The following is a 16,196-nucleotide window of genomic DNA, read 5'->3' on the forward strand; positions in this document are numbered from 1 at the left end:
CGGCAGGTGTTGTTGATGCAGAATTGTCGCATGCGACGTTTGTTTTTTTTATGCTTGTCTGTTGTCTGCAATCCGTTGTGGGCGGCGCATGGGTACGCGCTGTGGGGTGATCTGAAGTACGGTGCCAATTTTTCCCACTTCAATTATGTCAACCCGAACGCGCCCAAGGGGGGTGAACTGCGGCTGGTGAGCAATCTGCGCGTGTCCACTTTTGACAAGTACAACCCGTTCACGATCAAGGGCTCGGCCCCGGCGTATCTGGCGGACTTGATGTTTGACTCGCTGCTGACGGGCGCGCTGGATGAAACCGGCGCCGGTTACGGCCTGCTGGCGCGTGATGTGGACGTGGCGCCAGATGGCTTGAGCGCCACCTTTCGCCTGGCGCCCGAGGCCCGTTTTCACAACGGTGACCCGGTGTTGGCCCAGGACGTGAAATACAGCTTTGATACTTTGATGGGGCCGTACACGTCGCCCGCCTACAAGAGCCTGCTCGAAGATGTGGCGGGTCTGGAGGTGCTTGATGAGCGCACTGTGCGTTATCGCTTCAAAAAACCGAACCGGGAACTGCCCCTCACCGTCGGTGGTCTGCCGGTGTTCAGCCGGGCCTGGGGCAGGGTGAATGGCAAGCTCAAGTCATTTGATCAAATCGTCACCGACATCCCGATTGGCAGTGGCCCTTACAAAATTGGCCCGGTGCGCTTTGGCAAAGACATTACTTATGTGCGTGACCCGAACTATTGGGCCAGGGACCTGAATGTGAAGCGTGGCAGCAACAACTTTGACCGCATCACGGTCAAGATTTACAAGGATGGTACGGCGCGACTGGAAGCGCTCAAAGCCGGTGAGTTTGATTTGATGCGGTTTTTCTCGGCTGGCGATTGGGCGCGCCGGGTGAACGGCAAGCGTTTTGACACTGGTGAGTTGGTCAAGGCTGAGTTCAAACACCGTTTACCGACCGGCTTTCAGAGCTATGTGCTCAACACCCGGCGCGACAAACTCAAGGACATACGCGTGCGCCAGGCGCTGGGCTTGGCGCTGGATTTCGAATGGATGAACCGGCAGATGTTCTACAACGCCTACCAGCGCGTCAATGGCCTGTTCGGCAACACCGATTGCCAGGCCAGCGGGATGCCCAGCGTGCAAGAACTGGCGTTGATGACCCCTTGGCGCCAAGACATCCCGCCAGCCGCTTTTGGCCTCATGGCGGTCGCGCCGCGCACCGATGGTGATTCATCCCTGCGCGCCAACCTGCGCCAGGCCCAGTCCCTGCTGAAGGCCGCAGGCTGGGAGGTGCGCGATGGGGCCTTGCGCAACGCCCAGGGCCAGGCGTTTGAAATTGAGTACCTGGACAGCAACGAGAGCGGTGCCCGCATGGCGTCGCCGTGGGCGCGAAATCTGGAAAAAATTGGCATCAGTTTGAGCTTTCGCCCGGTGGACTTTGCCCTGTACCAGCAACGCCTGCAGAAGTTTGAGTTTGACATCACCTCGATCGCCTACGGCGGCACCCACAACCCGGGGCAGGAGTATGCGGACATGTTTGGCTCCAAGGCGGCCGACCAGGAAGATTCCGGCAATTTTGCGGGCGTCAAGAACCCGGCCGTCGACGCGTTGATCAGCGCGATGACCAGCGCCAGGTCCAAGGCCGAACTGCTGCCCGCGTGCCGTGCGCTGGATCGTGTCATCAGTCACAGTCATTTTCTGATTCCCCAATGGAGCGCGGGCACACATCGCATGGTGTACAACAGTTGGCGCCTGGCCAAACCCGAGTCGATGCCGCCCTATGCGGCGGGCGAGGGCTGGGCGATCGACACCTGGTGGGCCAAATAAACCATGCTGAGTTACATCCTCAAACGCTTGCTGCTGATGATTCCCACCTTGCTGGGGGTCTTGCTGATCACTTTCATGGTGGTTCAATTTGTGCCCGGTGGCCCGGTAGAACAATACCTGGCTGAGGCCAAGGCGGGCAGTGGCAAAGGGTCTGGTGCTGAAAGTGGCGGCTTGAGTTACCGCGGCGCGCAAGGGGTGGACCCGAGGCGCATCGAGCAGATCAAGGCGCTCTACGGTTTTGACAAACCCGCGCACGAGCGTTTCCTGCAAATGCTGGGGCAATTTGCCCGTTTTGATCTGGGGCGGAGCTTTTTCCAGAACAAAAGTGTGTCGGAGCTGATTTGGGAGAAGCTGCCGGTCTCCATCAGTCTGGGACTGTGGACATTCTTTATCAGCTACTTGATTGCCGTGCCGCTGGGCGTGGCCAAAGCGGTGCGCGCGGGTTCGCGTTTTGACTTTGTCACGACCCTGCTGGTGCTGTTTGGCTACGCCATTCCCGGCTTCGTCCTGGGGGTGGCGCTGCTGGTGATTTTTGGCGGACAGCTGCAGTGGTTTCCGTTGCGCGGCTTGACGTCGGGCAACTGGGATGAGCTCAGCTGGGGTGCGCGCGTGGTCGATTACCTGTGGCACATCGCCCTGCCGGTCACCGCCATGGTGCTGGGCAGCTTCGCCGTCACCACCATGCTAACCAAGAACGCGTTTCTGGAAGAAATCCGCAAGCAGTACGTCGTCACGGCGCGTGCCAAAGGCCTGGACGAGCGCCAGGTGCTGTGGAAGCACGTTTTTCGCAATGCGCTGATTCCTATCATCACCGGCTTCCCGGCGGCGTTTATTGGCGCTTTTTTTACCGGCTCCTTGCTGATCGAGACGCTGTTTTCGCTCGATGGCTTGGGGCTGCTGAGTTACGAGAGTGTGATCCGGCGCGATTACCCGGTGGTGCTGGGCACCCTTTACTTCTTTACGCTGATTGGTCTGGTGACCAAGCTGATTTCAGATTTGTCTTATGTTTGGGTCGATCCGCGTGTCAAATTTGACTAACCCCCCCGAAGCGGCCTCTGGCCGCCTCCCCCCTGAGGAGGCGCCGCCAGCGACCCGGCAAAGCCGGTTCCGCGGCGGCCCCGCGAGCACGCCCCCGAAGTCTCCATCGCCGGGCCGTCGGGCCTGGTTGCGGTTCAAGCGTAACCGTTTGGGCTATTGGAGCCTGCTGGTTTTTGTGACGCTGGTGCTGCTCAGCCTGCTGGCTGAAGTGATCTCCAACGACCGCCCGCTGCTGGTGCGCTACCAGGGCACGACCTACTTCCCGATCGTCAAGGAGTATTCGGAGAAGACTTTTGGCGGAGATTTCGACACCGCCACCGACTACCTCGACCCTTTCATCCGCGAGCGCCTGTCCCAGGCAGGCAACTGGGCGCTGTTTGCCCCCAACCCTTACGGCTCGAAGACCTTGAACTACTTTGCCAAAGAGCCCAACCCGTCAGCGCCTGGGCGTGACAACTGGCTGGGCACGGACGACCGCGGGCGCGACCTGCTGGCGCAGCTGATTTATGGCTTTCGCGTCAGTGTGCTGTTTGCCCTGGCGCTGACTTTCACCGGCACGCTGCTGGGTGTCATCACCGGTGCCATTCAAGGGTTTTTTGGTGGCAAGACGGATCTGGCGTTTCAGCGTTTCATTGAAATCTGGGGCTCCATGCCCGAGTTGTACCTGTTGATCATTTTCAGCGCCGTTTTTGCCCCCAGTCTGGCGCTGCTGCTGATTCTGCTCAGCCTGTTCGGCTGGATGGGCTTGAGTGACTATGTGCGCGCTGAATTCTTGCGCAATCGCCAGTTGGACTATGTGCGCGCAGCGCGTGCGCTGGGGGTGAGCAACTGGCAGATCATCACCCGCCACCTGCTGCCCAACAGCATGACGCCGGTAGTCACGTTCCTGCCGTTTCGCATGAGTGGTGCGATTTTGGCGTTGACGTCGCTGGATTTCCTGGGCCTGGGCGTGCCACCGGGTACGCCATCGCTGGGGGAACTGCTGTCGCAAGGCAAAAACAACATTGATGCCTGGTGGATTTCACTCGCCACCTTCTGTGTGCTAGTGCTGACCTTGCTGCTGCTGACCTTCATGGGCGATGCCTTGCGTGACGCGCTGGACCCACGCAAGGCTGAGAAATGACCCCCACGCTTGTCGCTTCGCGTACTGCGCTGCCCCCCGAGGGGGCTGTTCCGCCTAAGGGCGGCCTGTCGGCGGAACCTCGTCATTGCGGACCGACACCGTTGCTCGATGTCCGTGGCCTGCGTATTTCGTTTGCCGGCCAGGAAGTGGTGCGCGGCATCGACTTTTGCATCGCTGCGGGCGAGAAAGTGGCGTTGGTCGGTGAGTCAGGCTCTGGCAAAACAGTCACTGCCTTGAGTCTGTTGCGGCTGGTGCAAAACGCCGACGTCAGCGGCCAAGCCGTGTTTCAGGGGCGTGATCTGCTGTCAATGCCGGAGCAGGCCTTGCGCGGCCTGCGCGGGCAGGCGATCTCAATGATTTTTCAGGAACCGATGACGGCGCTGAACCCTTTGTTCACGGTGGGTGAGCAGATTCGCGAGGTTTTGGAGCTAAAACAGGGTCTAGCCCCCGTTCAGTCTGCTCAAGTAGCAATTAAATTGATAGCAGACACCGGCATCTCCGAGCCGCAGCGGCGCGTCAACGCCTATCCGCACCAGCTCAGCGGCGGCCAGCGGCAACGCGCCATGATTGCCATGGCGCTGGCGTGCCAGCCCCAATTGCTGCTGGCCGACGAGCCAACCACCGCGCTGGATGTGACCTTGCGCGGCCAGATCCTTGATTTGCTGGCCAGTTTTCAGGCCCAAAACGGCATGGCCGTGCTCATGATCACCCATGACCTGAATCTGGTACGGCGTTTTGCCGACCGCGTCATCGTGATGGAAAACGGCTTGATCGTGGAGCAAGGCGCTACGGCAGACGTGTTTGCCCGGCCGCAGCATCCCTACACCCGTCGGCTGATTGACAGCAAACCGGTGCGCGACGGGGCGGAACAATTGCCGCCAGCCGGTGCGCCTGCGCTGATGACCGCACAGGGACTGCGGGTGGTTTACCCGATCCCGCTGCCAGGCTTCAAGGGCTGGTTCAGACATGGCGAGTTTGTCGCAGTACAGGGCGCAGATTTCAGTCTGCCAGCGGGGCAGACGGTGGGCGTCATGGGAGAGTCTGGTTCGGGCAAATCCACGCTGGCGCTGGCGGTTTTGGGTTTGCTGCCCTGCAATGGCAACCTACAGGTCGCGGGCCAAACCTGGGGCATCAGTGCGGCCAGCAACCGGGCCATGCGCCGAGAAGTGCAGGCGGTGTTTCAAGACCCTTTTTCCTCGCTGTCCCCGCGTCTGAGCGTTGAGGAAATTGTCGGCGAAGGTTTGTCTGTGCATGAGCCGGACTTGTCGCGGCAGGCGCGTCGTCAGCGCGTGGTACAGGCACTGGCCGACGTCGGCATGGATGAGGGCGTCAGTGCGGCCCGGCTGGCCGAGCTGCTGCAGCGTTACCCGCATGAGTTTTCTGGCGGGCAGCGCCAGCGCCTGGCGATTGCCAGGGCACTTATCATCAACCCCCGTGTGCTGGTGCTGGACGAACCGACCAGCGCGCTGGATGTGACGATCCAGAAGCAGGTGTTGCTATTGCTGCAGCGCCTGCAACGCGAGCGCGGTTTGAGTTACTTGCTGATCACGCACGATGTTGATGTGATTCGGGCCATGGCGCACCATGTCCTGGTCATGAAAGAAGGCCACATTGTGGAGTCCGGCGCGGCAGCCCGCCTGTTGGCGGCGCCGCAGCACGAATACACATGCGCTTTGCTGGCAGCCGCCAGTTAAAATCACTGAATATTCTTCAATATTGGGCTATAATTCGCCCCTCACGACCAAACGGGCGGGTATCTACCGCCCGTTTTTTTTGGTCGATTGTTTTTTATGGGACATTTGGACTGACGTGGCGCTGAAAGAAATTGTTGAGCAAACCGTAGCCGGTCTGGGTTACGACTTGGTGGAAATCGAACGTTCCGCTGGCGGTTTGCTGCGCATCACGATCGATTTGCCTTGGGTACCCGGCACGGCGGGTAGCGAGGCTGAGCAGTTTGTCACGGTTGAAGACTGCGAGAAAGTGACCCGTCAGTTGTTGTTTGCGCTGGAAGTGGATGGTGTCGATTACAAGCGGCTGGAGGTGTCCTCGCCCGGTATCGATCGTCCCTTGCGGCATGGGCAAGATTTTGAACGCTTTGTGGGGCGAGAGATTGATGTCACCTTGAAGGCGCCCATTGGCGCGGCGGCGGGGGCCCTGGTGAACGCCACACGCAAAAAGTTTCGGGGTACGTTGGAGCGCACGCAAAGCAGCAACGGCGAGTCAGGGGTGGTGCCGGGTTGGCAAATCGTCTGGAGCGATGCGCCCGAGGTCAAGCCCGGCCAAAGAGTCAGTAAAAAAAGATTGCCCGCGCCGCTGCAGGCGCTGGGTTTTACGCTTGACGAGTTGAAAGAGGCGCGCCTGGCGCCAATTGTCAGTTTTAAGGGTCGAGGTGCCAAGGCTGGCACTGAGCCGAATTTGGATTGAATTGAAACAGGAGAGTCATGGCATGAATCGCGAAATGTTAATGCTGGTAGAAGCCATATCCCGTGAAAAAAACGTGGAGCTTGATGTGGTGTTTGGCGCAGTTGAAGCGGCGCTGGCGCAGGCAACAAGAAAGATTTACCCCGGTGATGTCGACATCCGGGTGGCGCTTGACCGCGACAGTGGCAACTACGAAACATTTCGTCGTTGGCATGTGGTGCCCGATGAGGCGGGCTTGCAGTTGCCCGACCAGGAAATCCTGTTGTTTGAAGCCAAAGAACAGATTCCCGACATCGAGGTCGACGAATACATCGAAGAAACGGTCGAGTCGCTGCCGATTGGCCGTATTGGCGCCATGGCGGCCAAGCAGGTCATCCTGCAAAAAATCCGCGACGCCGAGCGTGAAATGCTGCTCAATGACTTCATGTCGCGTGGCGACAATATTTTTGTTGGCACCGTCAAGCGCATGGACAAAGGCGACCTCATCGTCGAGTCAGGCCGCGTTGAAGGCCGCCTGCGTCGCACGGAGATGATCCCGAAAGAAAACTTGCGCGTTGGTGACAGGGTTCGCGCCATGATCATGGAAGTCGATCTGACCTTGCGTGGTGCGCCGATCATTCTGTCGCGCTCGGCGCCTGAATTCATGATCGAGCTGTTCCGTCAGGAAGTGCCCGAGATTGAGCAGGGCTTGCTGGAGATCAAATCCTGCGCCCGTGATGTCGGTTCCCGCGCCAAGATCGCCGTGTTGTCGCATGACAAGCGGGTCGATCCGATTGGCACTTGTGTTGGGGTCCGTGGTACCCGCGTCAACGGTGTCACCAACGAGTTGGCGGGCGAGCGCGTTGATATCGTGCTGTGGAGCGAGGACCCGGCCCAGTTTGTGATCGGGGCGCTGGCCCCGGCCAACGTGTCGAGCATTGTGGTGGACGAAGAGCGCCATGCCATGGATGTGGTGGTCGACGAGGAGAATCTGGCGATCGCGATCGGCCGGGGCGGCCAGAACGTGCGCCTGGCCTCCGAGCTGACCGGCTGGAAGATCAACATCCTGGATGCGGCCGAGTCGGCCCAGAAACAAGCGAGCGAAACCGATTCGGGTCGCAAGCTGTTCATGGAACACCTCGATGTGGACGAAGAAATCGCCGATTTGCTGATTGCCGAAGGCTTTACCAGCCTGGAGCAGGTGGCTTACGTGCCGCTGGAAGAAATGCTCGAAATCGAGAGCTTCGACGAAGACACAGCCAACGAATTGCGCACCCGTGCCAAGGATGCGCTGTTGACCATGGAAATCGCGCATGAAGAGAGTGTGCAGGCGGTTTCGCTGGATTTGCGCGACCTGCAGGGCCTCACCCCTGAGCTGATTGCCAAGCTGGCAACAAGCGGCGTTAACAACCTGGACGACCTGGCTGACCTGGCCGTTGACGAATTGACAGAAATCACCGGCCAGTCTGCGGACGATGCCAAGACCTTGATCATGAAGGCGCGCGAACATTGGTTTACCAATGACGCCGCTTCTCAAGAGTAATGGTCATGAAAGGTTACCCAACAAATGTTCAGTACGACAGTCGCCGAGTTTGCAAACGAACTCAAAAAATCAACCGCTACGCTGCTTGAGCAGCTCAAATCGGCGGGCGTTGCCAAAACGGCAGCTTCCGACAAGCTTAACGACGCTGACAAACAGCGTCTATTGAGTTACTTGCAGTCCACCCATGGCGCGGCGGGCGCCGAGCGCAAAAAAATCACCTTGGTCAAGAAGTCGACCACCGAAATCAAGCAGGCGGATGCCAGTGGCAAGGCGCGCACCATTCAGGTCGAAGTGCGCAAGAAACGCACCTTCATCCGGCGCGACGATGGCGTAGAGGTGAGCGCGGAGGCTCCCGCGCTTGAGACCGAACAGGAAGTCGAGGCCGCGCCGCAGGTCGACAACCTTGAGTTGGCACGCCGGGAAGAAGAAGCGCGCCGTCAGGCTGAGTTGATTCGACGTCAGGAAGAAGAGCTGTCTGAGCGCAGGCGTCAGCGTGAAGAGCAGGAAGCGCGCTCACGTGAAGCATCTGAAAAGGCTGCGGCAGTAGCCGCAGAAGCTGCAGAAGCCGCAGCAGCACAAGCGCTCAAGAAAAAAAGCAAGCCGGTGGCGCCCGAGCAACCGGCGCCAAATCCGACTGAAATTGAAACTGCCAAGGTTTTGGCTGCAGCGGAAAAAGAGCAACACCTGGCCAAAGAAAAAGGGCTGGCACGCGAAAAGGAATTGGCGGAGTCCAAGGCTCGGGCGGCTGAAGATGTGGTTCGTGCCGCTGATCTGGGGGACCGTCGACGCAAGGCAGAGAGCGAAGCGGCTGCCATTCGCCTGATGATGTCCTCGCCGGCCAAAAAAGCGCCGCCTCCACCCAAGAAGCCGGAAGAAGTCAAGCCGGCCATGAAGGGGACGCTGCACAAACCAGCTGCTGGCGCCGTGCCTGCGAAACCGGCCAAGCCTGGGGCACCTGGTGCACCTGGTGCACCGGCGGCCGGAGCCGCTGCGGGCGCTGGCAAAGAAGTCAAGTCAGCCAAGCTGTCCAGCAGCTGGGCCGGCGATCCAGCGAAGAAAAAAGGTATTCCCACCCGTGGCGCCACAGCGGCACCGGGGGCGGGTCGCAGTACCAATTGGCGCGCCCCGGCTCGTGGCGGCAGACGCGGCAGCAGTGATCGCGACCGCGATGACCATCGGGTGCAGGCGGCGCCGGTTGAGCAGCGTGTGATTGAGGTGCATGTGCCGGAGACCATCACGGTGGCCGAGTTGGCGCACAAGATGGCCGTCAAGGCGTCCGAGGTGATCAAACACCTGATGAAACTCGGCCAGATGGTCACCATCAACCAGCCCCTGGACCAGGACACCGCCATGATTTTGGTGGAAGAAATGGGTCACAAGGCGATTGTGGCGGCGCTGGACGATCCAGAAGCATTTACCGTCGATGAAGTGTCTCAGCAGCAGTCCGAGTCGCTGCCACGTGCACCGGTGGTCACCGTCATGGGTCACGTTGACCATGGCAAAACCTCCTTGCTGGACTACATTCGTCGTGCCAAGGTCGCCACGGGCGAAGCCGGTGGCATTACCCAGCACATTGGCGCTTACCACGTGGAAACCGATCGCGGCATGATCTCCTTCCTGGATACCCCCGGTCACGAAGCCTTTACGGCCATGCGGGCCCGGGGCGCCAAGGCCACCGACATCGTCATTCTGGTAGTTGCCGCCGACGACGGTGTGATGCCGCAAACCAAAGAAGCCATCAAGCACGCACGGGCGGCCGGTGTGCCGATCGTGGTCGCCATCAACAAGATCGACAAGCCCGATGCCAACCCCGAGCGCGTCAAGAACGAGCTGGTGGTCGAAGAAGTGGTGCCCGAGGAATTTGGCGGTGACTCGCCGTTTGTCCCCGTGTCGGCCAAAACCGGTCAGGGTATTGACGCCTTGCTGGAGCAAGTGCTGCTGCAGGCTGAAGTGCTGGAACTCAAAGCACCTGTCGACGCCATGGCCAAGGGCCTGGTGATCGAGGCGCAGTTGGACAAGGGCCGTGGCCCGGTGGCCACCGTGCTGGTGCAATCGGGCACTCTCAAGACCGGCGACATTGTGCTGGCGGGTTCGACCTATGGCCGCGTGCGCGCCATGCTGGACGAAAACGGCAGAACCATCAAGACGGCAGGCCCTTCGATTCCGGTCGAAATCCAGGGTCTGACTGAAGTGCCGCAAGCCGGCGACGAGTTCATGGTGATGGCCGATGAGCGCCGTGCCCGTGAAATTGCCACTTACCGCGCGGGCAAGTTCCGTCACACCAAACTGGCCAAGCAACAGGCTGCCAAGCTCGAGAACATGTTTACCGACATGGCCGCGGGCGAGGTCAAGATGGTGCCGATCATCATCAAGGCCGATGTGCAGGGTTCCCAGGAAGCGCTGGCGCAGTCCTTGCTCAAGCTCTCGACCGACGAAGTCAAGGTGCAACTGGTCTACACCGCGGTGGGTGCCATCAGCGAGTCGGATGTGAACCTGGCGATTGCCTCCAAGGCCGTCATCATTGGTTTCAACACCCGCGCCGATGCCGGCGCGCGCAAGCTGGCCGAGAACAATGGCGTGGACATTCGTTACTACGACATCATCTATGACGCCGTGGATGAGCTCAAGCTCGCCATGTCGGGCATGTTGACGCCGGACAAGAAGGAAGAAGTCATTGGTACCGCCGAAATTCGCCAGATTTTCAAGGTGTCGAAAATTGGCTCGATTGCTGGCTGTATGGTCACTGCCGGCGTCGTGCGGCGCACCGCGCGGCTGCGTTTGCTGCGCGACAACATGGTCATCTTCACGGGTGAACTCGACTCGCTCAAGCGCTTCAAGGACGATGTCAGGGAAGTGCGTGAAGGCTTTGATTGCGGTTTGAATATCAAGAACTACAACGACATCCAAGAGGGTGACGTGCTGGAATTCTTTGAAATTCGCGAAGTCGCGAGAACGCTTTGATGTTGCTGTGATGGACCCGACGTAAATCGTGCGTAAAAAGTCAAAAACCCCCAACCGCGCCTTCAAGGTCGCCGATCAGATCCAGCGGGATCTGACCGAGCTGATTGCGCGCGAGCTCAAAGATCCGCGGGTGGGTATGGTGACGATCCAGGCGGTGGAAGTCACGCCTGACTATGCGCACGCCAAGGTGTACTTCAGCCTGCTGGCGGGAGATCCCAAAGCCTGTACGGAAGGACTGAATCAGGCTGCCGGCTTTTTGCGGGCGGGCCTGTTCAAGCGGCTGCACATTCATACCGTGCCCACACTGCATTTTTTGTTTGACCAAACGACCGAGCGCGCCGCCGACATGAACGCCTTGATTGCGCGTGCTGTTGCCTCTCGCGCCAAAGAGGATTGATCCGATGAATGCGCCGCGTGCACGGGTTGCCAGGCGCCCCGTGCACGGGGTGCTGTTGCTGGACAAGCCTTTGGGACTGTCGAGCAATGACGCCTTGCAAAAAGCCAAGTGGCTGTTGCGGGCTGAGAAGGCCGGCCACACCGGCACGCTCGATCCACTGGCCACGGGTCTGTTGCCGCTGTGCTTTGGTGCCGCCACCAAGTTCAGCCAGCTTCAGCTGGATGCGGACAAAACGTACGAGGCGGTGGCGCGGCTGGGTGTGAAAACAAGTACTGGCGACGCCGAGGGCGAGCTCATTGAAGAGCGGTCGGTGAAGGTGACAGAGCAAGACCTGAGTGATGTGGCGATACGCTTCACCGGGCTGATTCGGCAGATACCGCCGATGCACAGCGCCTTGAAAAAAGACGGCAAGGCCCTGTACGAATACGCGCGGGCCGGTATCGAGGTGGAGCGGGAAGGTCGTGACGTCACAATTTATAAGCTAAATATGGCTCTAGCCCCCGTGGATACTGAATATTTAACTATTAAAATGATAGTTAAATGCAGCAAAGGCACTTACATCCGGACCCTGGCTGAGGATATCGGTGAAGCCCTGGGATGCGGCGCGCATCTGACGGCGCTACGCCGGGTTGAGACGGGTGGCTTCGATGTGGCGCAGTGTGTGACGCTGGCGGCATTGGAGGCGATGACGGATGAAGAGAGATTGAGCCAGCTGCTGCCGGTGGAGTCGCTGCTGAGCGAGCACACGGTCGTCACGCTGGACACTGAAAATGCAGGGCGGTTCCTGAGCGGCTTGCGCCGCCGGGGAAATTGGCCTGACAACGGGCAAGTTGCCGTTTATGGCGAAAAACCGCGTGCCTTATTGGGCACTGGCCATGTTGTGGCAGGTGAGTTGATACCAGGGCGGCTATTGAGTCCGCTTGAGATTGAGAAAATAGTGGGAGATTGCGAATCGGGGTCCAGCGTGCTGCACGCAGCCCCGCCCTCAGCCCTCCAGACGACAGACTTTGACGAGATTTAAGAGAAAGTGAACTATGTCCCATAAGCAAATCCGAAACATCGCCATCATCGCTCACGTCGATCATGGCAAGACCACCATGGTCGACCAATTGCTGCGCCAGTCTGGCACCTTTGCCGAGCACGAGAAGGTGGTTGACACCGTGATGGACAACAACGCCATCGAAAAAGAGCGTGGCATCACGATCCTGGCCAAGAACTGCGCCGTGACCTGGCAAGGCACACACATCAACATCGTTGACACCCCCGGTCACGCCGACTTCGGCGGCGAGGTGGAACGCGCATTGAGCATGGTCGACGGCGTGGTGCTGCTAATCGATGCGCAAGAAGGCCCCATGCCCCAAACGCGTTTTGTGACCAAAAAGGCCCTGGCCTTGGGACTCAAGCCAATCCTGGTGGTGAACAAGGTGGACAAGCCCGGTGCGCGCCCCCAATGGGTGGTCAACGCCGCGTTTGATTTGTTCGACAAGCTCGGCGCCACGGATGAACAGCTGGATTTTCCCGTGGTCTATGCCTCCGGCATCAACGGCTGGTCGTCGCTGGAAGAGGGCGGTCAGGGTGAACAGTGGGGTCCCGACATGTCGGCCCTGTTCAATACCATTCTCAAGCATGTGCCGCACCAACAGGGTGACCCTGCAGCGCCACTGCAACTGCAAATTTCGGCGCTCGACTTTTCGACCTTTGTGGGCCGGATTGGTGTCGGGCGCATCAGCCAGGGCACGATCAGGCCCATGATGGACGTGGTCGTGATGGAAGGTCCGGATGGCAAGGCCGTCAAAGGTCGTGTCAACCAGGTGTTGACCTTCCAGGGCCTGGAGCGCGTGCAGACCACGGATGCCGGTCCAGGCGAAATCGTGCTGATCAACGGCCTGGCTGACATCGGCATTGGCGTGACCATCACCGATCCCGTCAATCCGGCACCGCTGCCCATGCTCAAGGTGGACGAACCGACCCTGACCATGAACTTCTGCGTCAACACCAGCCCGCTGGCGGGCCGTGAGGGCAAGTACGTCACCAGCCGCCAGATTTGGGATCGTCTGCAAAAAGAACTGCAACACAACGTGGCCTTGCGCGTGAAAGAAACCGATGAAGAAGGTATCTTTGAAGTCATGGGTCGCGGCGAACTGCACTTGACCATTCTGCTGGAAAACATGCGGCGCGAAGGTTTTGAGTTGGCAGTCAGCAAGCCGCGCGTGGTGCTCAAGGAGGTCAATGGCGAAAAGTATGAGCCGATCGAGCTGGTGACCATCGACGTCGAGGAGCAGCACCAGGGTGGTGTGATGCAAGCCTTGGGCGAGCGCAAGGGCGACCTGATCAACATGGAACCCGATGGCCGTGGCCGGGTCCGTTTGGAATACCGCATTCCGGCGCGTGGTCTGATTGGTTTTACCAATGAATTCTTGAACCTGACGCGCGGCTCGGGCCTGATCTCCAACATTTTTGACAGCTATGAGCCCCACAGGGGTGACATCGGCGGGCGCAAAAATGGCGTACTGATCTCCATGGATGCGGGTGAAATCTTCAACTACGCGCTGGGCAAACTCGATGACCGCGGCCGTATGTTTGTCACGGCCAATGACCCGGTATACGAAGGCATGATTGTGGGCATCCACAACCGTGACAACGATCTGGTGGTCAACGCCACGCGCACCAAACAGCTGACCAACTTCCGCGTCAGTGGCAAGGAAGATGCGATCAAGATCACCCCGCCGATTCAATTGACGCTGGAATACGGCGTGGAATTCATTGAAGACGACGAACTGGTCGAAATCACGCCCAAGTCGATTCGCCTGCGCAAGCGTTATCTGACTGAGAGCGAGCGCAAGCGGGCGGGTCGCTAATTTCCGATTAACGACGCGTGAGGCTCACCCACAACCGGGCTGTTCTCTTGATGGTGGCGGTGACCCTGATGTGGTCCATCGCCGGGGTGGTCACGCGCCATTTGGAGCAGGCCCGCAGTTTTGAGGTGACCTTTTGGCGCAGCTTCTTCACGGTGCTGTCGTTGCTGGTGATCCTGCCGCTTTTTCTCGGGCGTGGCGTTTTCAGCCGGATGCGCAGCGGCGGCTCAGCACTGTGGATTTCCGGCGTCTGTTGGTCCGGCATGTTCACTTTTTTCATGCTGGCGATCACGCTGACCAGCGTTGCCAATGTGTTGATTACCATGGCGCTGGGGCCCTTGTTCACGGCGCTGGCCGCGCGCCTGTTCATTGGTCACCGCATTGCTTTGCGAACCTGGGTCGCCATTGTGGTCGCCGGCGGCGGCATTGCCTATATGTATGGCAGCCAGATCACGCAAGGTGGCAGCCTGCTCGGCACCTTGGTGGCTCTGTGTGTCCCCATCTCCGGCGCCGCCAACTGGACCGTCACGCAACATTCCCACGCGCAAGGACACGACGTCGATCTGATTCCGGCTGTGTTGATCGGCGCCGTGCTCTCATCCCTGGTGACCCTGCCCATGGCTTTGCCTTTTCAGGCCTCGGCGCACGATCTGGTCTTACTGGCCGGGCTGGGCTTGGTGCAACTGGCTATTCCCTGTGCACTGGCGGTGCTGTGCACCCGGGTGCTGAAGGCGCCTGAAGTGGCGCTGCTGGGCTTGCTGGAAGTGATTTTTGGCATTTTGCTGGCCTGGGTCGGCGCGGGCGAGGTGCCGGGCCCCAATGTGCTGTTGGGCGGTACGCTGGTGATCGGGGCATTGGCAGTCAATGAACTGATTGGATGGAGAAACCGCGCATGACGAACGCTGGACTGAATGTACAAAACCCTGCAGCAAGCGATGAGGCAGCCCTTGTGCTGAGCGAGGTACGCGGCCAGGTTGGCTTCATCACGCTGAATCGGCCCAAAGCCCTGAACGCCTTGTCGCTGCCCATGATCCGCGCCTTGACCCAATGCCTGCTGGCTTGGCGCGGTGACGCTCGGGTCAAGGCGGTGGCCATTCGCGGCAACAGCAAAACCGGCCCTTTTGGCGCCTTTTGCGCCGGTGGTGACATCCGTTTTTTTCATCAGGCTGCGCTGGCGGGTGATCCTGAGCTGGAAGACTTCTTCACCGAGGAATACAGGCTCAATCATTTGATCCACACCTACCCCAAGCCCTCAATGGCCTTCATGGATGGCATTGTCATGGGCGGTGGCATGGGCATTGGTCAGGGCACCAAGATCCGCATCGTCACGGAACGTACCAAAATGGCCATGCCGGAAACCAACATTGGCTTGTTCCCGGATGTGGGTGGTGGCTATTTTCTGAGCCGCTGCCCGGGGCATACCGGCGAATGGTTGGCCTTGACCGGGGAAACCCTTGGCGCCGCCGCGGCGCTGACGCTGGGTCTGGCCGATGTCTGTTTTGACGCCACCCAGTTGTCGTCAGCTTGGGAAGCTTTGGCCCAGCTGGACTTTGATCGCGATACAGCCATCGATTCCTGGACTGCTATGTATTCAATAGCTGATGCCGCTTATTCCATGGGGGCTAGAGGCCAAATTGATCAATATTTTGGACTGGACTCTGTGGTCGCCATGGTGCAGGCGCTGGAGGCTGCTGACGACGAGTGGTCGCAACGCACTGCCGCCACTTTGCGCCAGCGCTCACCGGTGATGTTGCAAGTGACGCTGGAACAGATTCGCCGCGCCCGCTCCTTGAGCCTGGCTGATGACCTGCGCATGGAGCGCGACATGGTGCACCACTGTTTTGCCCCCCGGCATCTGGGGCGCAGCGCCAACCAGAGCGAGACGGTCGAAGGCATCCGGGCGTTGGCTGTGGACAAAGACAACACGCCGCACTGGAACCCGGTCCGAATTGAAGACGTGACCCCGGCGATGGTGGCGCCATTTTTCACCAGCCCGTGGACGCCTCAGGCCCACCCGTTGCGTGAGTTGAGATAGTCGCTGATCACACTCAG

Annotated in this window: 12 protein-coding genes; all 12 read left to right on the forward strand. The window is 59.5% G+C overall.

Features of this window, described 5'->3' with window-relative positions; all coding sequences use genetic code 11:
• Nucleotides 1-30 precede the first annotated feature (30 nt).
• The 12 genes from RFER_RS10760 to RFER_RS10815 all read left to right on the forward strand — a co-directional run bounded on the left by RFER_RS10760 (nt 31) and on the right by RFER_RS10815 (nt 16,179).
• A complete protein-coding gene (locus RFER_RS10760) occupies nt 31-1,827 on the forward strand; it encodes an extracellular solute-binding protein (protein ID WP_041790567.1) in 1,797 nt (598 codons plus the stop codon).
• A 3-nt stretch (nt 1,828-1,830) separates the two neighbouring features.
• Nucleotides 1,831-2,865 carry a microcin C ABC transporter permease YejB gene (locus RFER_RS10765; protein ID WP_011464421.1) on the forward strand — a complete coding sequence of 345 codons (1,035 nt, stop codon included), beginning with the start codon at nt 1,831-1,833 and terminating at the stop codon, nt 2,863-2,865.
• A complete protein-coding gene (locus RFER_RS10770; protein ID WP_011464422.1) occupies nt 2,849-3,988 on the forward strand; it encodes an ABC transporter permease in 1,140 nt (379 codons plus the stop codon). The genes RFER_RS10765 and RFER_RS10770 overlap by 17 nt, the downstream gene beginning before the upstream one ends.
• Entirely contained in the window at nt 3,985-5,682 is a 1,698-nt protein-coding gene (locus RFER_RS10775) for an ABC transporter ATP-binding protein (protein ID WP_011464423.1), read from the forward strand. Before RFER_RS10770 ends, RFER_RS10775 begins: the two co-directional genes overlap by 4 nt.
• A gap of 115 nt (nt 5,683-5,797) precedes the next feature.
• The gene (rimP, locus tag RFER_RS10780; protein ID WP_011464424.1) at nt 5,798-6,412 is read left to right on the forward strand and encodes a ribosome maturation factor RimP; all 615 of its coding nucleotides are present in this window, start codon (nt 5,798-5,800) and stop codon (nt 6,410-6,412) included.
• Between the two features lie 22 nt (nt 6,413-6,434).
• Complete coding sequence (gene nusA, locus RFER_RS10785; RefSeq protein WP_011464425.1) at nt 6,435-7,931, forward strand: transcription termination factor NusA; 1,497 nt, start codon at nt 6,435-6,437, stop codon at nt 7,929-7,931.
• A gap of 24 nt (nt 7,932-7,955) precedes the next feature.
• Nucleotides 7,956-10,892, forward strand: coding sequence for a translation initiation factor IF-2 (gene infB, locus RFER_RS10790; protein WP_011464426.1), 2,937 nt, complete (start codon nt 7,956-7,958; stop codon nt 10,890-10,892).
• Between the two features lie 28 nt (nt 10,893-10,920).
• Nucleotides 10,921-11,289, forward strand: coding sequence for a 30S ribosome-binding factor RbfA (gene rbfA, locus RFER_RS10795; protein WP_011464427.1), 369 nt, complete (start codon nt 10,921-10,923; stop codon nt 11,287-11,289).
• 4 nt (nt 11,290-11,293) lie between these two features.
• The gene (gene truB / locus RFER_RS10800; protein ID WP_011464428.1) at nt 11,294-12,310 is read left to right on the forward strand and encodes a tRNA pseudouridine(55) synthase TruB; all 1,017 of its coding nucleotides are present in this window, start codon (nt 11,294-11,296) and stop codon (nt 12,308-12,310) included.
• A gap of 13 nt (nt 12,311-12,323) precedes the next feature.
• The gene (typA, locus tag RFER_RS10805; RefSeq protein ID WP_011464429.1) at nt 12,324-14,147 is read left to right on the forward strand and encodes a translational GTPase TypA; all 1,824 of its coding nucleotides are present in this window, start codon (nt 12,324-12,326) and stop codon (nt 14,145-14,147) included.
• 17 nt (nt 14,148-14,164) lie between these two features.
• Nucleotides 14,165-15,040: a DMT family transporter gene (locus RFER_RS10810; RefSeq protein WP_041790576.1), complete on the forward strand. Its 876-nt coding sequence runs from the start codon at nt 14,165-14,167 to the stop codon at nt 15,038-15,040.
• Nucleotides 15,037-16,179 (forward strand): enoyl-CoA hydratase/isomerase family protein, encoded by a 1,143-nt coding sequence (locus RFER_RS10815; RefSeq protein WP_011464431.1) that lies wholly within the window; start codon nt 15,037-15,039, stop codon nt 16,177-16,179. The genes RFER_RS10810 and RFER_RS10815 overlap by 4 nt, the downstream gene beginning before the upstream one ends.
• The last annotated feature ends 17 nt before the right edge of the window (nt 16,180-16,196 follow it).

Source organism: Rhodoferax ferrireducens T118, from assembly GCF_000013605.1.
In the GTDB taxonomy this organism is placed as follows: Bacteria; Pseudomonadota; Gammaproteobacteria; order Burkholderiales; family Burkholderiaceae_C; genus Rhodoferax; species Rhodoferax ferrireducens.